A 20,614-nucleotide genomic window follows, 5' to 3' on the forward strand; every position below is an offset into this window, starting at 1 on the left:
TCCCTCTCCCGTCGGGAGGGGGGAAGATATTTACTCGCCAGGCGCCTTCATGACTACTCATCATTCGCTGTACAGCCAGATCCCCGCTACCGACCGTCTTCTTCGCGAACCCCGCATTCATGCCGTTGCTGAGCGTTTCGGCCATACCGCGACGGTGGAAATGTTACGCCTGCTTCAGGACGAAGCCCGATGCGCGATTCAGGCAGAAAACGCCTTGCCCGCCTGGTGTAGCGCGTGGGAGCAGGAAGTTGAACAGCGGCTGGATGAGAAGGCGCAAAGCGCATTACGCCCGGTGATAAACCTGACCGGAACCGTGCTGCATACCAACCTGGGGCGCGCGCAGCAGGCGGAAGAGGCCGTTGCCGCGGTCGTGCAGGCCATGCAAGCGCCCGTAACGCTGGAGTACGATCTGGACGGCGCCGGACGCGGGCACCGCGACCGCGCGCTGGCGGAGCTGCTGTGCCAGCTGACCGGCGCGGAAGATGCCTGCATTGTGAATAATAACGCCGCAGCGGTGCTGCTGATGCTGGCGGCCACCGCCAGCGGCAAAGAGGTGGTGGTGTCCCGCGGCGAGCTGGTGGAGATTGGCGGAGCGTTTCGTATTCCTGACGTGATGCGCCAGGCGGGCTGTACGCTGCATGAGGTGGGTACCACTAACCGTACCCATGCGAAAGACTATCGCACGGCGGTGAATGAAAATACCGCCCTGCTGATGAAGGTTCACACCAGCAATTACCATATTGAAGGCTTCACCAAAACGGTTGAAGAGGCGGAGCTGGCGGCGATTGGGCGCGAATTGAATATACCGGTGATTGCCGATCTCGGCAGCGGCTCGCTGGTGGATCTGAGCCTGTACGGGCTGCCAAAAGAGCCGATGCCGCAAGAGATGATTGCGGCGGGCGTTAGCCTGGTCAGCTTTTCCGGCGACAAACTGCTGGGCGGGCCGCAGGCCGGGATTATCGTCGGCAAGCGCGAGCTGATTGCGCAGCTGCAGCAGCATCCGCTCAAGCGCGCCCTGCGCGCCGATAAAATGACGCTTGCCGCGCTGGAGGCGACGCTGCGGCTCTATCTCCATCCGGAAAAACTGGCTGAGCGCCTGCCCACGCTGCGCCTGTTAAGCCGCGATGCCGCCTCGATTCGAGCCCAGGCCGAATTACTGCTGCCGCGCGTCGCCCCGCACTACCCCGATTTTGACGTTCGCATTGAGTCCTGCCAGTCGCAGATTGGCAGCGGTTCGCTGCCGGTGGACAGGCTGCCGAGTGAGGCGCTGACGTTCACGCCGCGTGACGGGCGCGGTAGCCATCTTGACGCCCTGTCGTCACGCTGGCGTGGCCTGCCGACGCCGGTTATCGGGCGGATTTACGACGGCCGAATGTGGCTGGATCTGCGCTGCCTTGAAGATGAAGAGCGATTTCTGGAGATGTTGTTGAAATGATTATTGCCACCGCCGGTCACGTTGACCACGGAAAAACCACGTTACTGCAGGCGATTACCGGCGTAAACGCCGACCGCCTGCCGGAAGAGAAAAAGCGCGGCATGACCATCGATCTGGGCTATGCCTACTGGCCCCAGCCTGATGGCCGCGTGCTGGGCTTTATTGATGTGCCGGGGCATGAAAAGTTTCTGTCTAACATGCTGGCGGGCGTGGGCGGCATCGATCATGCCCTGCTGGTGGTGGCCTGCGATGACGGCGTGATGGCGCAAACCCGCGAGCACCTGGCGATCCTGCAGCTAACCGGCAACCCGCAGCTGACCGTGGCGCTGACCAAAGCCGATCGCGTGGATGACGCGCGCGTCAGCGAGGTGCGCGAAACGGTCCAGGCGACACTGCGGGAGTATGGCTTTGCCGATGCATCGCTTTTTGTCACCGTGGCGACAGAAGGGCGTGCTATCGACGAACTTCGCCACCATTTACAGCACCTTTCATCACGCGCTCACGCCAGCCATCACCGCTTTCGTCTGGCGATCGACCGGGCCTTTACCGTAAAAGGTGCGGGGCTGGTCGTAACCGGCACCGCGCTGAGCGGTGAAGTCAGCGTGGGAGATACCCTCTGGCTGACGGGCGTGAATAAACCGATGCGCGTGCGCGGACTGCACGCACAAAACCAGCCCGCTGACCGTGCCCACGCCGGACAACGTATCGCGCTGAACATTGCCGGGGATGCGGAAAAAGAGCAGCTGAACCGCGGAGACTGGCTGCTGGCCGATGCTCCACCGGAACCGTCTGAACGCGTGATTGTCTCCCTGCAGACACACATACCGTTGACCCAATGGCAGCCGCTGCATATTCACCACGCGGCCAGCCATATCACCGGGCGCGTGTCGCTGCTGGAAAACGACCTTGCCGAGCTGGTATTCGATTCGCCGCTCTGGCTGGCAGACAACGATCGTCTGGTACTGCGTGACATTTCTGCAAGGGAAACGCTGGCGGGGGCGCGCGTGGTGGCGCTTAACCCACCTCGACGCGGCAAGCGTAAGCCGGAATATCTTCAGTGGCTGGCCGCGCTGGCGCAGGCCAAAGAGGATAACGCCGCGCTGCGGGTGCACCTCGATCGCGGGGCGGTGAGTCTGCGTGATTTTGCATGGGCACGCCAGCTGAGCGGGGAAGGCTTACGCCAGCTGACCCAGGAGCCGGGCTTTATACAGGCCGGAGACAGCCTGCTCAATGCCCCGGTTGCTGCGCAATGGCAGCGTAAGATACTGAACACGCTTGCGACTTACCACGAACAGCATCAGGACGAGCCAGGCCCGGGCCGTGAGCGTCTGCGACGCATGGCGCTGCCGATGGAAGACGATGCGCTGGTGCTGCTGCTGATCGAAAACATGCGCGAAAGCGGGGTGATTAAAAGCCACCACGGCTGGCTGCACCTGCCGGATCACAAGGCCGGGTTCACCGCAGATCAGGAGGCGATATGGCAAAAAGTAGCCCCGCTGTTTGGCGATGAGCCGTGGTGGGTTCGGGATCTGGCTCGCGAAACGAATACCGAAGAGCAGCTGATGCGGCAGGTGTTGCGCCATGCGGCGCAGCAGGGGCTAATCGTCGCGATCGTGAAAGATCGTTACTACCGTAACGATCGCATTGTGGCGTTTGCCAACCTGATCCGCGAGCTGGATCAGGCGCGCGGCTCGACCTGCGCAGCGGATTTCCGCGATCGGCTGAACGTGGGCCGCAAGCTGGCGATTCAGATCCTGGAGTATTTCAACCGCATCGGCTTTACCCGCCGTCGCGGTAACGATCATCTGTTGCGCGATTCGTTATTATTTCCTGAAACTCCGTGACCTCCGTCGTAAACACCGTTACCGGTTGGCGAGAAAATCGCCAGCCGGAACTACCCTTGTTGTACACCAACAGCAAGGAGACGGACATGACAAACAATCCTCCCTCATCGCGTATCCAGCCCGGCGAGTATGGTTTTCCCCTCAAGCTGAAGCCCCGTTATGACAACTTTATTGGCGGCGACTGGGTCGCGCCCGTCGACGGCGAATACTATTCCAACCTGACGCCGGTTACCGGCCAGCCGCTGTGCGAGATTGCCAGCTCCGGTAAGCGTGATATCGACCTGGCGCTGGATGCGGCCCACAAAGCGAAAGAGAAATGGGCTCACACCTCCGTGCAGGACCGGGCGGCGATCCTGTTCAAAATCGCCGACCGGATGGAGCAAAATCTGGAGCTGCTGGCGACGGCGGAAACCTGGGATAACGGCAAGCCGATCCGGGAAACGATGGCGGCTGACGTGCCGCTGGCTATCGACCACTTCCGCTATTTTGCCTCCTGTATTCGCGCGCAGGAGGGCGGGATCAGCGAAGTTGACAGCGACACCGTGGCGTATCACTTCCACGAACCGCTGGGGGTAGTAGGCCAAATTATTCCGTGGAACTTCCCGCTGCTGATGGCGAGCTGGAAAATGGCGCCCGCGCTGGCGGCCGGAAACTGTATTGTGCTCAAACCGGCGCGTCTGACCCCGCTCTCGGTCCTGCTGCTGATGGAAATCGTTGGCGATCTGCTGCCGCCGGGCGTGATTAACGTGGTCAACGGTGCGGGCGGTGAGATAGGGGAATATCTGGCCACCTCAAAACGGATTGCCAAAGTGGCGTTTACCGGGTCGACGGAGGTGGGCCAGCAGATCATGCAGTACGCCACGCAAAACATCATTCCGGTGACCCTCGAGCTGGGCGGGAAATCCCCGAACATCTTCTTCGAGGACGTGATGGAGGAAGAGGATGCCTTCTTCGATAAAGCCCTGGAAGGGTTTGCGCTGTTTGCGTTTAACCAGGGCGAAGTCTGCACCTGCCCAAGCCGCGCGCTGGTGCAGGAATCCATCTACGAGCGCTTTATGGAGCGGGCCATTCGCCGCGTCGAGTCTATCCGCAGCGGTAACCCGCTCGATAATGTCACTCAGATGGGGGCACAGGTCTCGCATGGACAGCTGGAAACGATCCTCAACTACATCGACATCGGCAAGAAGGAGGGGGCGGATATTCTCACCGGCGGACGCCGTAAGGTGCTCGGAGGGGATCTGCAGGACGGGTATTATCTTGAGCCGACGATCCTGTTCGGGCAGAACACCATGCGCGTTTTCCAGGAGGAAATCTTCGGACCGGTGCTGGCCGTGACCACCTTTAAAACGATGGAGGAGGCGCTGGCGATTGCCAACGACACGCCGTATGGCCTGGGGGCAGGCGTCTGGAGCCGCAACGGTAATCTGGCCTATAAAATGGGCCGCGGCATTCAGGCCGGGCGCGTCTGGACCAACTGCTATCACGCCTATCCGGCACACGCGGCATTTGGCGGTTATAAGCAGTCGGGCATCGGGCGTGAAACCCACAAGATGATGCTGGAGCATTACCAGCAGACCAAATGTCTGCTGGTCAGCTATTCCGATAAGCCCCTGGGGCTATTCTAGTCGCCCAGCTCAGGCCGTCCGTGGGCGGCCTGAGCGATTTGCTGGCGCAGGCAGTTCAGTACGCCATCCAGAACGTATTGCACGCGCCAGGGCTGGTATTCGCGTTTGCGGAAGATGGCGGTCAGATCGAGCCACCACTCTTCCTGATGCGGGAAGCAGGGGACGAGCATGCCTTTCGTTAATTCTTTTTTCAGGCTCTCTTTTGGCGCAAAAACAATCCCAAGATTATTTCTTGCCAGCTCCAGGGCCGTCTGCGTATTGTCGCAAATATAATTACCGGTCACCCGGTAGTCATGCACGTCATCGCTGCCGTGCACGCGGAAACGCCAGATGTTGGCTTCATCGACCAGCATGGAGTCAATGAGAATACAGGAGTGATTAATTAAATCTTCAGGTCCGGTTAAGGGATGTTTATTTAAATATTCTACGGTTGCGAAGGCCGTAACGGAATATTGTGTCAAAACGCTGGCCACCAGGCTTTCGTCTTTCGGCTGAGCATAGGTAATTAAAATGTCGCAGTCATCCGGAAAGGTAACGCCTTCTGAAAATTCATTCCGGTCCAGATTGTAGGTTTTCAGGGAGATGCGGATGTCGCCGATGTCTTCTATCTGATGGATCACGTGTCGCGCGAGGTAGGTCACGATACCTGTTGGGGCATAGATCGTCACTTTTCCGCGCTTTTCATGCTTATAATCAGCAATGAAATTAACAAGCTGGCTGTTCTTATCCAGCGTGGCATTCACGTAGGGGAGTAACGCTTCACCAAACTGGGTCAGGGCCAGCTGCCGCGTGGTGCGCTCAAAAACCTTGAGCCCAACCCGCGTTTCAAAATCAGACAGATATTTACTGACGTTGGCCTGCGCCATACCCAGCAGGGCGGCGGCATCACCAATGCTGTGGGTGGCTGCAATGACGGAGATAATTTTTAATTCGCGTGGTTTTAGCTGTAATGTACTCATTATGCACACCCATCTATATGATTTTATATATAATATTATATAAACCGCAGCGTTGCATTGGCAATTTTGTAACCATTATTATGCGCCTCGCTTGTTTGGCATATATATGGATTACATGGAATGACTATTAAATACAATTTACTGATCGCTGCCACGTTATTTGCATCAACGTCTGCCATGGCCGGTGAATTTTCACTTGGTGCGGGGGCTGTATTTAATGAGTCTCCTTACAAAGGCTATAACGAAAATACGACCGCAGTACCGTTGATTAGCTACGAAGGCGATCGTTTCTACGTTCGCCAGACCACGGGCGGATGGATCCTGTGGAAAGATGCAAAAAATGAATTGAGCCTGACCGCAACGTGGATGCCGCTGCATTTCGACCCTGACGATAACGACGATCATCAGATGAAGCAGCTTGATGAGCGTAAAGCATCCGCCTTCCTCGGTGGGGCGTACTACCGCCACGAAAGCTGGGGTTCGCTGAAAGTGGCGGTCTCTGGTGATGCCACGGATGAAAGCGGCGGCGTGATCGGCGAAGTATCGTACTTCCGTCCGATCAAAATGGAGCGCCTGACCCTGACGCCTTCCGTAGGTGTGTTCTACAGCGACGAAAGCTATAACGACTACTACTACGGCGTATCCGGTAGCGAGTCTCGCCGCTCCGGACTGGATCAATACACCGCCGGCGACAGCTGGACGCCATACGTTGGCCTGGCGGCTAAATATCAGTTAACCCAGAAGCTGTATCTTAACGCCAGCGCGGTCTACACCGTGTTGCCTGACGACGTGAAGAATAGCCCGATGATCGACCGCGACGACAGCTTCGCGCTGATGACCGGCCTGACCTGGCGTTTCTGATGCGGTAAAGCCGGGTGGCGGCGTTGCCTTACCCGGCCTACGATCTTGCCTGCACTGCTGTTCCTTAAAGCCCATCTCAATGCCCGATCACTGCCCGTAGTAGGCATTCGCCCCGTGCTTACGCAGATAATGCTTGTCGAGCAGCTCCTGCTGCATAACCGGTAGCTGCGGTGCGAGCTGGCGTGAGAACAGGCCCATGTACGCGCACTCTTCCAGCACGACGGCATTGTGGACCGCATCGGCAGCATCTTTACCCCAGGCGAACGGGCCGTGGGAGTGGACCAGCACCGCCGGGATCTGCATCGGGCTAAGATCGCGCTCCTCGAAGGTTTTGATGATCACTTCACCCGTCTGGTATTCGTATTCCCCTGCAATCTCTGCCGTGGTCATCAGGCGCGTGCAGGGGATGGTTCCGTAGAAATAGTCCGCGTGCGTGGTACCCCAGGCCGGTAAATCCAGCCCCGCCTGGGACCAGATAGTGGCGTGTCGCGAATGGGTATGCACGATGCCGCCAATCTCCGGGTAACGACGATACAGCGCAAGATGGGTAGGCGTGTCTGAAGAGGGTTTTTTATTACCCTCGACGACCTGACCCGTGGCGATATCCACCACCACCATATCCTCCGCCGTCATCACGTCGTATTCCACACCGGACGGTTTAATGATCATCATGCCGCTTTCGCGGTCAACCGCGCTGACGTTGCCCCAGGTAAAGGTCACCAGCTGGTGGGCGGGCAACGCCAGGTTTGCTGCCAGTACCTCGGCTTTAAGTTCGTCTAGCATGTCATGCCTCCTTCCTGCATACGGGCTTCAATCCAGCGGCGCGCCTGGATAATCTCCAGCACCGGCTCTTTTGCTTTTTCGGTCCACATTTCAATCAGAAATGCGCCGCGATAGTTCAGTTGATGCAGCGTGTTAAACACGCCAACGAAATCGACGCAGCCCTCGCCAAACGGCACGTCGCGGAACTGTCCTGGGCTTTGTGCGGTGACGGGTTGAGTATCTTTCAGGTGAATAGCCGCAATGCGGTCAATGCCCAGCGTCAGCTCGGCGGTGACGTCGTTACCCCACGCGCTCAGGTTGCCGACGTCCGGATAAACGCTGAACCACGGTGAGGCGAGCATGTCGTCCCACTTTTTCCATTTGCTGATGGAATTCATAAACGCGGTGTCCATGATCTCCACCGCCAGCATCACCTGTGCGGCGGCGGCCTGTTCTACGGCCCAGGCCAGCCCGTCGGCAAAGCGCTGTTGCGTCCCCTCGTCATGCGCTTCGTAATAGACGTCATACCCGGCAAGCTGGATGGTGCGAATGCCTAAGTCACGCGCCAGCCTGATGGCTTTGCTCATGATCGCACGGGCGCGTTCGCGCACGGTTTCATCGCGGCTGCCAAACGGGAAACGACGGTGGGCAGACAAGCACATAGAAGGGATCGCCACGCCGGTTTCCAGCATCGCTTCCACCAGAGAGGCGCGCTGCGTGGTGCTCCAGTCGAGGCGTGATAATCGCTCGTCGGTTTCATCGACAGACATCTCGACAAAATCGAACCCGCAGCTTTTCGCCAGTACCAGCCGCTCGGGCCAGGAGAGATCTTTTGGCAGCGCTTTTTCGTAAATACCTAACGGATGCTGACGCATGGTTACGCTCCCCAGATGTCGCGAATGTGCGAATGGAATGCCTGTGCCACCTGCGGCGGATTGGCGGCGCCTGCCAGCGCGCGTCCGGCAATAAAGGCTTTGACGTTGATTTGCTTAAACAGCGGCAGGTCGGCGGGGGTGATGCCGCCGGTAATAGAAAGCTGCAAACCGATATCGGAGAGCGCTTTCATTTTTGCGAGATCCGCCTCACCCCACTGCTGGCCGCTCGCCTGTGCGTCACGTCCGCGGTGATAAATGGCCTGCTTCACGCCGATGTGATGCCATGCGCGAGCATCGTCCAGCGTCCAGTGACCAAAGAGCTCCATCTGGATTTCTCCCCCGCGGCGCAGGGCCTCCTCGTGGCCGCGTTCAACGGTGGCCAGCGGGGCGGCGCAGATGATGGTCATCCAGTTTGCACCCGCGCCAAATGCCTGCTCTGCCAGGGTTTCTCCGGCATCGGCCACTTTCCAGTCCGCAACGATGATTTTATCTGGGCACTGCTCGCGCAGGGCGCGCACTGCGTTTAGCCCTTCGGTCAGGCACAAAATGGTGCCCGCTTCGACGATATCAACGTGATCGGCAAGCAACGCGACATCACGCTGCGCGGCCTGAAGAGAGGTATGGTCGAGCGCCAGCTGCAGTAATGGTCGGCTCATAGGTTGTTCTCCTTAACTCGGGCGTGATAGCCCTGTAGTGCTGAAATCAGTAGCTGATAGCGCTGATACTTGCGCTGATAGGCCTCATGGGCGCGCATGTCAGGCTCAATGACACGAATGTCGTGTCGGAGGGCGCATTGCGCCGCATGGAAGTCGGGATACACGCCGGTGCCGACCAGGGCGGCCAGCGCCGCGCCAGAACAGCCGGTCTCTTCTACCTGTGGCAGTTCAATCGCCAGCCCGCTGACGTCCGCAAGCATTTGCATCCACACGTCCGAATGGGTTGGACCACCCGTCACGCGCAGGGCATGAACGTGGGTAAAGCGTTCGAGCATGCGGTTGAGGTGGGTCATGTGGCAGAACACCACGCCCTCATAAACCGCCTGCAGCAGGTGCGCGCGTGTGTGTAGCGCCTGCATTCCGTAGAAACCGCTGGTCATCTCCAGCCCGGCGTTGCTGCCATAGAGGAACGGCAGGAAATACACATCGCTTTCGGCTTTCGGCAGGCTGGCGACGGCGTGGTTGATCTCGCTGAACGACATGTCGCCCCACTGCGCGGTGAGCCACTCAAGGTTGCCGGACGAGGTCGGGCTGGCTTCGTGAACGATGTACTGCTGCGGATGCACGTAGCGGCCATAAACGTAGGGGAAGGGTTCGTTGCTGCGAAGCGCACTGGCGATCCCGCTGGTGACGGCCCAGGTGCCCATCACGGCGTTAAGCGTGTGCTCGTCCTGCAGTCCGGCACAGAGCGCGGTGGAAACCACATCAAACAGTCCCCCCACGACGGGCGTGCCCGCCGCAAGACCGGTCAGGGCGGCTGCCTGAGCGGTGATTTCCCCGCAGATTTCTGCTGAACCGACAATCGGCGGTAGGGCGCCGTCAATCTCGCTGATCCCGAGCCAGCGCGTAAGCTGCGGGTCATACTGCCCGGTATTCATGTTGTAGAGATTGGACTCGGAGATGTTGCTCTCTTCACCGCCCTTCACGCCGGTCAGGCACCAGCGCAGATAGTCGTGCGCCATCATCACGCAGCCAATTTGCTGATACCGCTGCGGCTCGTTCTCTTTGACCCAGCGCAGAAGCGAGGCCGGATGCCCGGTCCACAGCGTCTGGCGCGTATGCGGGTAGAGTTTTTCGGGAATGCCGTCCTGCTGCCAGCGCTGCACAATCTCCAGTGCCCGGCGATCGGAGGAGAGGATGGCGTTGCCCAACGGTTGGTCTTGTTTATCGAGCAGAAACAGCCCCTTACCCTGCGCAGAAATGCCGACCCCATTGATCTGGTTGCCGTTTACGCCTGCATTCTTGAGCAACGCGGCGATGGTGGCGTGGCAGTGCTGCCAGAGCTGATGCATATCCCGCTCGGCGTAGCCCGCTCGCGGGCTGAGCGTGGCAACGGAGCGGCGTTCGATACAAACTTCTTTGCCCTGGCGGGTGTATAAACCGGCTTTTAGATAAGTACCGCCACAATCGATACCCAGCCAGAAGGGCTCTTTTTCACTCATCTTCATCTCGCTTAATTGCCGGGTGGCGCTTCGCTTACCCGGCCTACTGTTCGGTTTTCTCCCTCTCCCCGTGGGAGAGGGCTGTGGAGGGCATCAGGCCGCACGCTTATGGGGATTTACCGTGGGATTGGGCTCTGCCCCGGCATCGCATTTCGCCGGCAACAGCAGGGCCAGCAGCGACGCCAGCGCGAGTGAAACGGCCAGGCAGTAGACGCCTGCATCTTTGCTGTACAGGGTGATCAGCACGCCAACGGCATACGGGCCGCAGAAGCCACCGAGGTTACCCAGGGCGTTGATCACGCCGCGCGCGCCACCTGCCATTTCGGCGCTAAACAGTCTTGCCGGTATCGTCCAGAACACCCCCGCGGCGGATTGCAGGAAGAAACCACAGCCCACCAGTGCGGCATAGGCCAGCCAGATGTTTGCTTTCAGGGCAACGGAGAGGAACATGCAGAGCGCGAAGCCAATCAACGGCAGGGAGACAAACAGCTTGCGCTTGCCGGTGCGGTCAGAAAGCGAGGAGAACAGGAACATGCCCGCAATGGCGCCGATGTAGGGCAGGATGGCGAGCATCCCCACCTGACCAATGCTGGTGTGCGTCAGCTCCTTCAGAATGGTCGGCAACCAGAGGGTGTAACCGTAAATCCCGGTTTGATAGAAGAAATTCAGGGCGATCAGCTGCCACATGGTTTTGTCAGACAGCACCGCGCTGAGCGAGGCATTTTTCACCTCTTTTCCGGCGATGGCCTGCTGTTCAGCCGCCAGCGTTTGTACCAGATAGTTTTTCTCGGCCGCTGAGATCCAGCGGGCTTCCTGCGGACGGTCGTACACGGTGAACGCCCACAGCACCAGCACAACGACGGACATCAGACCTTCAATGATGAACAGCCAGCGCCAGTCAAGTGCGGTAATAATCCAGCCCGACAGCGGGGCGGTGATTATCCCGGCGATGGGTACGAACATGATCACAATTGCGTTGGCGCGACCGCGTTCGGCATCCGGGAACCAGTTGCTGATCATGGTGAGCACAACGGGTAGCATCCCGCCTTCCGCCACGCCGAGTAAGAAGCGCAGCACCAGCAGCTGGTACTGATTCGTCACGAGACCCGTGAGCACCGAGATCACCGCCCAGGCGACCAGTGACCAGCCGATAAATTTCTTGCCGCTACCGTGCACCGCAATCTTGCCGCCGGGTACCTGCAGGAACAGATAGCCGATAAAAAATATGCCGCCCGCGAGGCCTGCCATGGTGGCGGTAATACCTAATTCTTCGTCCATACCTCCCGGCATTGCAAACGCGATATTCACGCGGTCCATATATGAAATAATACAGGCGATAAGAATAGGAGGAATGATTCTTAGCCAGCGCTGGCGCGGAATGTCCGTATGTAGAGCATGAGTAGAAATATTCATAGTTAATCTCTCAGTAGGTAACCGGAATAAACTTTTCTTATTGTTATTGCGTTGCTTTATTCATTGCGCTGATACCGTCGCGCAAAATGGCGATGCGATGGCTGACATCAGCATTAGCATTTATTTCCAGTAATTTAATACCGGAGAATTTCAACGTTGCGGCGCTCGCCGCAGTAAAGAGTGATTTTGCATGTTCAGTGGACATCAAACTGTCAGTGCAGAACGAAGAAAATGGCGCGTGCAGATCCTGCCATTCACCGTATTCCCCACCGGGGGTGGTGCCTGAAAACATCAGCGCACCCAGTTTCCCGGCATCAAGCGCGGCCTGAACGTGGTCAAGGGGAAGGGTGGTGTTACGGCCTTCGATGGCCGACCGCGCCCAGTTGATGCAGACGCTGATATCCGTGTCTTTCACCACCTCCAGCACCTGCTCTAAGGGCAGGAAGCCTTTACGGGGTGCGACGCCGGTCATGGCATCGCAGTGTTCCAGCACCAGGTCGCAGCCCCAGTCCCAGCTTGTTATTTCACGGACGGAGCGGGAAAACGCGTCGGTGGCTTGTTCGACCGAGGCATTGCCCGCCTGCGGGGCCGCCTGCATCTCAAGAGCAATCACTTTCCCCGGGAAGCGGGTATTCACGGCGTTAATTTTTTTGTGCAAATGTCGGTAAAAGTCCACGCACGCTTTACGCTGCGCGTCGTCAGCCGAGGCCAGGCCAAACGCGCCGTTGATGCCGCGGCGCCGCATGGTTTCCATAACTGCCGTGACCACGATTTGCCAGTCCCCCGGGGTATGGCGGAACAGCCATTCGTCACCAAGGGGGTGAAGATTTTCAAGGCAAGGCTGTTCCAGCCCGCGAATATTCGGCGTGTCGGAAAGTTCCCGCCAGAAGGTTTGTTCTTCTTGTTCCCCTTTCTGGTGAAACGAGGGTGCGCAGGGGTACGCACCAATAATAAAACCGGTATTAGTCATTTCGCGTTCCTGTATTTATACCCGTCATACTTCAAGTTGCATGTGCGTTGGCTGCGCTCGTTCACCCCAGTCACTTACTTATGTAAGCTCCTGGGAATTCACTCTCTTGCCGCCTTCCTGCAACTCGAATTATTTAGGGTATATCAGAAAATTAATCTAATTCGCTGATTGCCACTTTCACCACAATCTTACGAATTGTGGTTTCCTTGTTTTTAATACAGGCAGGACGGTGCACATCCTGCGGAAAAAATATGGCATAGCTGCCGGGTATCATTTCGATAAACGACTCATTTTCACTGTTGTGATAAAAAATAATATCGCGTTGTTCCAGCAATGATTCGCTTATTTCGTTATTACCGGTATCAATCGCGATACCGATTTTCTCTTCACCCCAGGCCAGGAATTGGATATCCAGATAGCGGCGATGCACTTCCGGGCGATTCTCGTGCAGATCCTTTGTTGTCAGGTCGAGAACCTGGGCAAAAATGTTGCGACCTTCAATTTCTACTACGCCTGGCTCCAGGGTGGTGAAATCCGTCGTGCGCAGAAAATGAAGGGCTTTTTCAATCGCCCGCGGCAGGCGACACGGATTTGGCTGGGAAATATGTCCGAATATCATGGCCCACTCCTTACAGAGACTGGATTTTCGCCCACACGCTGTCGTCAACCGTGATGCCGTTGCGGCGGTTCTCTTCAAGCAAACGGGTAAATTCATGCCCCGGCAGGCGGATGGCGACATTCTCATCCGCGCGTTCGGCGGTGGTGATGAAGTCCATAATGCGCTGCAGTTTGGCATCGCGGGTTGGGCCATCGATCAGGCGATCCACCTCAATGGCGATGAAGATCTGCGATACGCCGTACTCGTCGCTGTTGTCCTGGGTCACTTCCGCGACGGACGATCCGTTTGAGAGCAGGGTGGCGATCATATCGAGCACGATGGATAAGCCGGACCCTTTCCAGTAGCCCATGGGCAGAATACGGCGGTTTTTCTCGATCACGCCCGGCTCTCTGGTGAGGTGACCTTCGTCGTCAAAGCCGCCATCTACCGGCAACGCGCGCCCGGCCAGGCGATTCACCTCCAGCATGCCGTAGGAGAACATCGACATCGACATGTCGACCATGGTGATCGGGTTCGACGGAATGGCAACGATCAGCGGGTTTGTGCCGATGCAGCACTCTTTTGATCCCCACGCGGGCATCACGGCAATCGAGTTGGTCCAGCAAATGCCGATATAGCCCTTCTCCGCCGCCTGCCAGCCGTAGCTGCCGCCGCGCATCCAGTGGTTCGCGTTACGCAGTGCCACCAGACCAATGCCGTGATCGGACGCCAGCTCGGTGGCGCGATCCATCATCTTCTTCGCCGTCAGGTTGCCAATGGAGCGCTGCGCATCCCACTGTTCGATGGCGCCTAATGTCATCACCCGTTTGGGCTGGGCGTCAGGAATGATATCCCCTGCATCAAGCTGCTGAATAAAACGCGGGAAACGGTTTACACCATGCGAATAGACGCCGGATTCCGTGGTGCGGGCAAACATCTCGGCGCAGGCGTCTGCGGTTTCCGCTTTCACGCCGCGGTCGAGCAGAACCCGATTGAACGCCGCTTTCAACTCTTCGAAGGTCACTTTCATCCCTGTTCTCCTGTTCTTTTAAGGGCAAGTGTGAGTGCTTTTTTATCGCTAAATTCCACTATGCGAAATATGATTTCAAATATAGCGATCAAATTTTGTCAGATCAACGACATTCATGTTTTTCAAAATCGATTAAAATCAATTGGTTGTGTTTTTTCTGTTGAGATCGTGAACTGACCCACACTTTGCGCTACCATCAGGGCGCGCTAAACAGGAGCCATGTAATGAGCATGAAAGAGAGCGAAATGACGCAAGAAAAAGAGAGGCCAGCAGGCAGCCAGAGCTTGTTTCGCGGCCTGATGCTGATTGAGATCCTCAGCAACTATCCGAACGGGTGCCCGCTTGCACATTTATCGGAACTGGCGGGGCTGAATAAGAGCACCGTGCACCGCTTGCTGCAGGGGCTACAGTCGTGCGGGTACGTGACCCCGGCACCCGCCGCGGGCAGCTATCGCCTGACCACTAAATTTATCGCCGTCGGGCAAAAGGCGCTGTCGTCGCTGAATATCATTCACGTGGCCGCTCCGCACCTCGAAGCGCTGAACATTGCGACCGGCGAGACGGTGAACTTCTCCAGCCGGGAAGACGACCACGCCATCCTGATTTATAAGCTCGAACCGACAACCGGTATGCTGCGCACGCGCGCCTATATTGGCCAGCATATGCCGCTCTACTGCTCTGCGATGGGCAAGATCTACATGGCTTTTGGTCATCAGGATTACGTGGCAAGCTACTGGGAAAGCCATCAGGAACAGATCCAACCTTTGACGCGCAACACCATCACTGAACTGAGCGCCATGTATGATGAACTGGCGGAAATTCGCGATCGCAGCATGGCGATGGACAAAGAAGAGAACGAGCTGGGCGTCTCCTGTATTGCCGTGCCGGTGTTTGATATTCACGGCCGCGTTCCGTATGCGATCTCTATCTCGCTATCGACGTCGCGCATGAAGCAGGTGGGCGAGAAGAACCTGCTCAAGCCGCTGCGCGAAACGGCAGAGGCTATCTCAAAAGAGCTGGGTTTTAACGTACGCGAGGCGTAACAGATGAACCGATTTATCATGGCGGATGCGGAAAAATGCATCGGGTGCCGCACCTGTGAAGTGGCCTGTGCGGTCGCGCATCAGGATGACTTCACCGCAGAGGCTTTTACCTCTCGCCTGCGGGTGGTGAAGGGGGACGCCTACACTACGGCGGTGGGTTGCCATCAGTGCGAGGACGCCCCCTGTGCCAATGTCTGCCCAACCCATGCCATCAGCCTTACGGCAGGCGCCTGGCTTGTTGAGCAGATGCGCTGTATTGGCTGTAAAAGCTGCATGGTCGCCTGTCCGTTTGGGGCGATGCAGGTACGGCTGGTGGGAAGCAGGGCACAAGCGCTGAAATGTGATTTATGTGTGCAGCGCGAAGGCGGACCGGCCTGCGTGGAGGCCTGTCCAACCCACGCGCTGCGCTGCGTTGATCCTGCCAGTATTCGGGCTGAAAGGCTTACTGCATTTTATTGAAATTCCACGTAAACGTCAGACTGTAGCGCCAGTCTCTGTTGCGACTGTCTGTCGGAACATCCCCGACGGGTCTTGCCGCCTCAACCGTGATGCTATAGTGGCGGGTATCGCCTACCATCACGCCGGCCGCCACTGACCCGAGCCGCTGATGAGGCAAGCCGGAGGTGTTAAACCAGGTTTGCGCGGTATCGGCCAAGATGTAGGGCTGGATTGTGGCAAGCCATGTGCTCTCTTTTCGCATCTGGATATAGCGCAGTTCTACCTGCCCGCCATAGCCGTAATCACCGCTTGCTTCACTGTCCTGGTATCCACGGCCAAACCGCTGGGCACCGAAGCTAACGCGTTCGGGTTCTGGCAACGTGTTATTTGACCAGTCCCCCTCCCAGGACGTTGATAGCCGCCACTTATCGGCAAACAGCCAGGCTGCGTCCAGATAGCTTTTCGTGAGCGTAAAATTAATATCGGGCCTGGGGGCCGAGACGATATCGGCTCCCATCGCATCAATACCCTGACGCACGTTGAGTCGGCCGCTGATGCTGGCGGTTGTGAACTGATGCGCACCGTTGATGCCCACTTCCAGCGCCGGATAACGCGCGTGCTGGTTGACGGAGTCCAGGCTATAGGTTTTGCCCAGCAGTCTGGCCTGCAGGGCATAATCATCCTGGCGGTCGGTGTAATCAAAACCGCTGGTCAGATTAATTTGTGATTTTTGCATCAGCAGCAGGGGGTAGCCAAACGTCACGCCGCCGTTGTATTGCGTTGTTTTTTGCTTCGAATCGACGCTGATATTATTCGGCAAAGAGAGCAGGGGCGAAAAATCTCGCGGATCTTCACGGTAATAGCTGCCTTTGAGCTGCATGGTCAGCCCTTCATCGTTTAAAAACTGCTGCCAGTTGAGCCCGACATAGTTTTTTCGCGTGTTGCTATCTAACGGCACAAGCGTGGCCACGCCAAGCTGATCGCCATAGCTTGTCATGTTGCTGAGCGTGCCGTTCAGCATCATTAAATCTTGCCCTTTACGGGTATCAATCGTCGACGCGATATTCCAGCTCCGCTCCTGGTTGCCGGTGATTTGCATCGCCGCCGCGCCATAGATATTGGTTGGCAGCTGCGCGTTAGCTGTAACCGGAACGTTCGGGGTGCGCGTCATCAGCTGGCTGTAGCGATCGAACGTATCCTGAGACAGCGGTTTTTCCGCCATGATTTTTTCGGACAAACGTTTAAGACGTTCGGCGATGTGCGGGTTATTACTGGTGATGTCGCTATGAGCGACATAGCCTTCAACCAGAACAATTTTAATATTGCCCTGCTGGAAATTATTATCGGGCAGCCAGGCATAAGAGAGTGGAAAACCGTCGGCCTTATAGCGTTCCGTAATATCGTTTACCAGCCCCGTAAGCGTTTTTAGCGGCACGGTTTTTCCAGCGTAAGGCCTGAAGGGCTGAAGTAATTCCTTCAAGGGATAACGCGTGCCGCCAATAAACTGAATGTGATGAATGGTAATAGGCGTTTCAGGCGTCAGCGTTGACTTCGGTTTTTCTATTTTGACGTTCGGCTGCGGCGCGGCCTCAGTCTGTTCGGGGGCAACGTTACGAGAAACTTGCGCCGGGTTATCGGGGTTAATAATAGAGGGCAGAGTATCGGCGCGGGCCATGCTCAGCACAACCAGCCCCGTCAGCGAAAAAAGGAAGTGGTGTTTCATCGCGCTATCCCTGTTCGTCATCCCCGGTTGGGGTAAATGTCGCTGAATAAAGCGCCCCTGAACCAGGGGCGCAGACAGGCAGTAAAAGGATTACTGTTTTGGCGTCAGTAGGCTCGAGGTTAACGTGTTGAGCCCGTTAATCGGGTTTGTCGTAGATGTGTTTTGGGTTGTGCCTGCATTGGCCGTTACACCCGCAGTCAGCGTATTGAGGGTGGTATTGACCGTTGTGCTCAGGCTATTGTTCGTGGCTGTCACATTGGCATCGGCCGTCAGAGATCCTGTGCCGCTGCCTCCGGTGGTTGATGTGGGTTTCACTAGCGTACCGCTATCCGTGACCGTCTGGCCGACATTTTGAACGACCTGACCGACACCGCTAAGCCCGCTATTGCTGCTGCTGATGTTGGTCCCCACGCCGCTGACGGTGCCACCCACCTGGGTCAGCAGACCGTTAACCGGTGTGCCGAGACCCGTTGTGGTGCCTACGGTTTGCGTCACGCCTTGTACTCCGCCCAGCGTCTTGTTAGCCAGGGTCGTGGTATCGGTTGTTACCTGAGTGACAGCAGGGCTGCTTACCGTGTTGGTGAGACCCGTGCCGGTGTTACTGACCAGTTGCCCGGTACTGTTTACCACGCTGCCCGTCAGGCCGGTTACGCCGCTGACCGGGGTTCCGGAAGTGGAACTCGCCAGGCCCGTGCCTACCGTTGAAACGGTATTGCCGAGGGAGGTGACCGACGTGGTCACGCCTTTAACCGTGGTACCCACACCGTTCGGGTTGTTTGGATCGCCAACGCCAGTCGTGACGCCTGTCCCCACGGTGGACACGGCACTGCCAACACCGCTGACGGTGGTTGAGACGGTTGACGTGACGGGATTATTTGTCGGAAGCTGGCTTCCGAGGCTATCCACAGTGGATCCGACGCTGGTCACGGTTTTACCGGCATCACCCAGTATCGTATTTACGCCTGCGGTAGTGGTTCCTCCACTGCCTCCTGAGCCTGAACCTGAACCTGATCCCGACCCTGAACCAGAACCCGTTCCGCCGCCAGCGCCTGTCCCGGTACCTGAACCCGTTCCGGTGCCCGATCCGTTGCTGCCCGAACCGCCATTGCTCGCGGTTGTGCCACTTCCATCATCTGAGCCGCTGCTGCTTCCCGTCGCAGGGTTATTTTTGGCCGTTGAGTGAGATCCGCCACCGCTTCCACTACAGGCAGAAAGAGAGAACGCGAGCAGTACCGCAACAGCAATAGCGCTGATGCGACTAACATTATTAGGTAGCATATGAATACTCCACGCAAAAGAACGCCGAGCGGCGTATTAGTGAGTATATGCAGTATTTTTAAATATGCATGAAAGCGACTCAGGAAGGTATTTTGCTGCGTTGAAGAGGGTTATTTAAAATAACAATAAGTTAGCATATTTAATTTTTACTTAATTATTGAGAGGGTAGTTAGCGAGGCTAAATTAAAGGAATATTCCTAAGAAAACTCAATGGGAATGATAAATGAAGCGCTACAAGATATATCCTTAATATAAGATTCAGATCACGGAAAAATAAGGCTCTTCATTTGAAGAGCCTTATTTTTTAACAATTGCCTTCTTGCCAGGCTTTTTCGATCTCTTCGGCGAGAATTTTAACACCCGCTTCGATTTTTTCCGGGTCGGGGACGTAGTTCATGCGCATGCACTGATGGGTATGCGGCCATGGCTTATCCAGACCCGGGAAGAAATAATCGCCCGGCACCATCAGTACGCCGCGCTTTTTCAGTCGCTGATAAAGCAGTTCGGTGGAGATAGGTAAATCCTTAAACCACAGCCACAGGAAAATCGCCCCTTCCGGTTTGTGGATAAGGCAGCGTTCTTCCGGCAAATAGCGGCGAAGTGTCGCGATCGTCTCCTGAACGCGCTGGTAGTAGAACGGCTTGATAACGTCATTCGACAGACGCAGCAGGTCCTTGCGTTTGATCATTTCGCACATCATCGCCGGGCCAATGCCGCCCGGAGAAAGGCTGATAATGCCGTTCATATTGGTGATGGCGGTGATGATTTTCTCATTGGCGATGATGATTCCGCAGCGGCTGCCCGGCAGACCCAGCTTAGAGAGGCTCATGCACAGGACAATGTTCGGGTTCCACAGCGGACGTGCTTCGCTGAAGATGATGCCCGGGAACGGCACGCCGTAGGCGTTATCGATCACCAGCGGAATACCGTGCTGATTGGCCAGCGCATCCAGCTTCATCAGTTCGTCATCGGTGATCACGTTGCCCGTTGGGTTAGTCGGGCGCGATACGCAGATCATGCCCGTCTCTTCGCCAATATGCAGGTGTTCAAAATCGACGTGATATTTGAACTGGCCTTCCGGCAGCAGCTCGATGTTCGGGCGCGCAGAGACGAACAGATCCTCTTCCAGGCCGGAATCGGCATAGCCGATATACTCTGGCGCCAGCGGGAACAGCACTTTTTTGGTGGTGCCGTCCGCGCGACGTCCTGCGAACAGGTTAAACAAGTAGAAAAACGCGCTCTGGCTGCCGTTTGTCAGTGCAATATTCTGTGGTTCGATATCCCAGCCCAGCTCGTCACGCAGCATTTCGGCGAGGAGTGCCAGCAGCTCGGTTTTCCCCTGCGGGCCGTCGTAATTGCAAAGCGCATCGGTTGCTTTGCCGCTTTCCAGCATCTGAGCGAGCAGGGTCTGGAAATAGGTATTCATCTCCGGGATTTGAGCCGGGTTTCCGCCGCCGAGCATGATTGCGCCCGGTGTGCGCAGCCCGTCGTTGAGGTCCTCCATCAGGCGAGTAATGCCTGAATGGCGGGTAAATTTGTCGCCGAAAAGTGAAAACGTCATAGCAGGTGATCTGTCGAGCTTATTTTGAAAGTGGGTAACCA

19 protein-coding genes are annotated in these 20,614 nt (G+C 56.9%); 6 read left to right on the plus strand and 13 right to left on the minus strand.

The genetic code is table 11. The features are described from left to right. Positions 1 to 49 precede the first annotated feature (49 nt). From selA to aldB, 3 genes are all read left to right on the plus strand, one after another. Positions 50 to 1,435: an L-seryl-tRNA(Sec) selenium transferase gene (gene selA, locus L362_RS03970; protein WP_023345216.1), complete on the plus strand. Its 1,386-nt coding sequence runs from the start codon at positions 50 to 52 to the stop codon at positions 1,433 to 1,435. Next, positions 1,432 to 3,279, plus strand: coding sequence for a selenocysteine-specific translation elongation factor (gene selB, locus L362_RS03965; RefSeq protein ID WP_023345217.1), 1,848 nt, complete (start codon positions 1,432 to 1,434; stop codon positions 3,277 to 3,279). Before selA ends, selB begins: the two co-directional genes overlap by 4 nt. Positions 3,280 to 3,365: 86 nt before the next feature. Continuing rightward, positions 3,366 to 4,904: an aldehyde dehydrogenase AldB gene (gene aldB / locus L362_RS03960; protein WP_023345218.1), complete on the plus strand. Its 1,539-nt coding sequence runs from the start codon at positions 3,366 to 3,368 to the stop codon at positions 4,902 to 4,904. Here the strand turns inward: aldB and L362_RS03955 are convergent. Then, positions 4,901 to 5,863 (minus strand): LysR family transcriptional regulator, encoded by a 963-nt coding sequence (locus tag L362_RS03955; RefSeq protein WP_008502735.1) that lies wholly within the window; start codon positions 5,861 to 5,863, stop codon positions 4,901 to 4,903. The two genes, aldB and L362_RS03955, sit on opposite strands and share 4 nt — an antisense overlap. A gap of 120 nt (positions 5,864 to 5,983) precedes the next feature. Between L362_RS03955 and L362_RS03950 the strand changes: the two genes are divergently transcribed. Further along, the gene (locus L362_RS03950) at positions 5,984 to 6,724 is read left to right on the plus strand and encodes a MipA/OmpV family protein (RefSeq protein WP_021242443.1); all 741 of its coding nucleotides are present in this window, start codon (positions 5,984 to 5,986) and stop codon (positions 6,722 to 6,724) included. A gap of 87 nt (positions 6,725 to 6,811) precedes the next feature. Here the strand turns inward: L362_RS03950 and araD are convergent, their stop codons facing one another. The 8 genes from araD to yiaK all read right to left on the minus strand — a co-directional run bounded on the left by araD (position 6,812) and on the right by yiaK (position 14,530). Then, positions 6,812 to 7,507, minus strand: a complete 696-nt coding sequence (gene araD, locus L362_RS03945; protein ID WP_023345219.1) for an L-ribulose-5-phosphate 4-epimerase — start codon at positions 7,505 to 7,507, stop codon at positions 6,812 to 6,814. Next, the gene (locus L362_RS03940; RefSeq protein WP_023345220.1) at positions 7,501 to 8,361 is read right to left on the minus strand and encodes an L-ribulose-5-phosphate 3-epimerase; all 861 of its coding nucleotides are present in this window, start codon (positions 8,359 to 8,361) and stop codon (positions 7,501 to 7,503) included. The genes araD and L362_RS03940 overlap by 7 nt, the downstream gene beginning before the upstream one ends. A gap of 2 nt (positions 8,362 to 8,363) precedes the next feature. Further along, on the minus strand, positions 8,364 to 9,017 hold the full coding sequence (gene ulaD / locus L362_RS03935; RefSeq protein WP_023345221.1) for a 3-keto-L-gulonate-6-phosphate decarboxylase UlaD: 654 nt from the start codon (positions 9,015 to 9,017) through the stop codon (positions 8,364 to 8,366). Beyond that, positions 9,014 to 10,519 (minus strand): FGGY-family carbohydrate kinase, encoded by a 1,506-nt coding sequence (locus L362_RS03930; protein ID WP_023345222.1) that lies wholly within the window; start codon positions 10,517 to 10,519, stop codon positions 9,014 to 9,016. The genes ulaD and L362_RS03930 overlap by 4 nt, the downstream gene beginning before the upstream one ends. A 93-nt stretch (positions 10,520 to 10,612) precedes the next feature. After that, positions 10,613 to 11,932: an MFS transporter gene (locus L362_RS03925; protein ID WP_023294826.1), complete on the minus strand. Its 1,320-nt coding sequence runs from the start codon at positions 11,930 to 11,932 to the stop codon at positions 10,613 to 10,615. Positions 11,933 to 11,975: 43 nt separating this feature from the next. After that, positions 11,976 to 12,902 (minus strand): DUF4862 family protein, encoded by a 927-nt coding sequence (locus tag L362_RS03920; RefSeq protein ID WP_023345223.1) that lies wholly within the window; start codon positions 12,900 to 12,902, stop codon positions 11,976 to 11,978. A 151-nt stretch (positions 12,903 to 13,053) separates the two neighbouring features. Next, on the minus strand, positions 13,054 to 13,521 hold the full coding sequence (locus L362_RS03915) for a YhcH/YjgK/YiaL family protein (RefSeq protein WP_023294828.1): 468 nt from the start codon (positions 13,519 to 13,521) through the stop codon (positions 13,054 to 13,056). 10 nt (positions 13,522 to 13,531) lie between these two features. Then, positions 13,532 to 14,530 carry a 3-dehydro-L-gulonate 2-dehydrogenase gene (gene yiaK / locus L362_RS03910; RefSeq protein ID WP_021242451.1) on the minus strand — a complete coding sequence of 333 codons (999 nt, stop codon included), beginning with the start codon at positions 14,528 to 14,530 and terminating at the stop codon, positions 13,532 to 13,534. Positions 14,531 to 14,754: 224 nt separating this feature from the next. On the opposite strand from yiaK, the gene yiaJ reads away from it, so the two are divergent. Together yiaJ and L362_RS03900 are read left to right on the plus strand one after the other, a co-directional pair. Continuing rightward, positions 14,755 to 15,573, plus strand: coding sequence for an IclR family transcriptional regulator YiaJ (yiaJ, locus tag L362_RS03905; protein ID WP_021242452.1), 819 nt, complete (start codon positions 14,755 to 14,757; stop codon positions 15,571 to 15,573). A 3-nt stretch (positions 15,574 to 15,576) separates the two neighbouring features. Continuing rightward, positions 15,577 to 16,032 carry a 4Fe-4S dicluster domain-containing protein gene (locus L362_RS03900; protein ID WP_023345224.1) on the plus strand — a complete coding sequence of 152 codons (456 nt, stop codon included), beginning with the start codon at positions 15,577 to 15,579 and terminating at the stop codon, positions 16,030 to 16,032. On the opposite strand, the gene L362_RS03895 is transcribed toward L362_RS03900, so the two are convergent. From L362_RS03895 to avtA, 4 genes are all read right to left on the minus strand, one after another. Beyond that, the gene (locus L362_RS03895) at positions 16,016 to 17,734 is read right to left on the minus strand and encodes a ShlB/FhaC/HecB family hemolysin secretion/activation protein (RefSeq protein WP_023345225.1); all 1,719 of its coding nucleotides are present in this window, start codon (positions 17,732 to 17,734) and stop codon (positions 16,016 to 16,018) included. The two genes, L362_RS03900 and L362_RS03895, sit on opposite strands and share 17 nt — an antisense overlap. A gap of 90 nt (positions 17,735 to 17,824) precedes the next feature. Then, a complete protein-coding gene (locus tag L362_RS0123210; RefSeq protein ID WP_223861891.1) occupies positions 17,825 to 18,661 on the minus strand; it encodes a collagen-like triple helix repeat-containing protein in 837 nt (278 codons plus the stop codon). A gap of 29 nt (positions 18,662 to 18,690) precedes the next feature. Next, positions 18,691 to 18,999, minus strand: a complete 309-nt coding sequence (locus L362_RS24460; RefSeq protein WP_050583063.1) for a hypothetical protein — start codon at positions 18,997 to 18,999, stop codon at positions 18,691 to 18,693. Between the two features lie 317 nt (positions 19,000 to 19,316). Then, positions 19,317 to 20,573, minus strand: a complete 1,257-nt coding sequence (gene avtA / locus L362_RS03890; RefSeq protein WP_023294831.1) for a valine--pyruvate transaminase — start codon at positions 20,571 to 20,573, stop codon at positions 19,317 to 19,319. Positions 20,574 to 20,614: the final 41 nt, after the last annotated feature.

The sequence above is a fragment of the Enterobacter sp. MGH 16 genome (assembly GCF_000493175.1).
In the GTDB taxonomy this organism is placed as follows: Bacteria; Pseudomonadota; Gammaproteobacteria; order Enterobacterales; family Enterobacteriaceae; genus Enterobacter; species Enterobacter roggenkampii.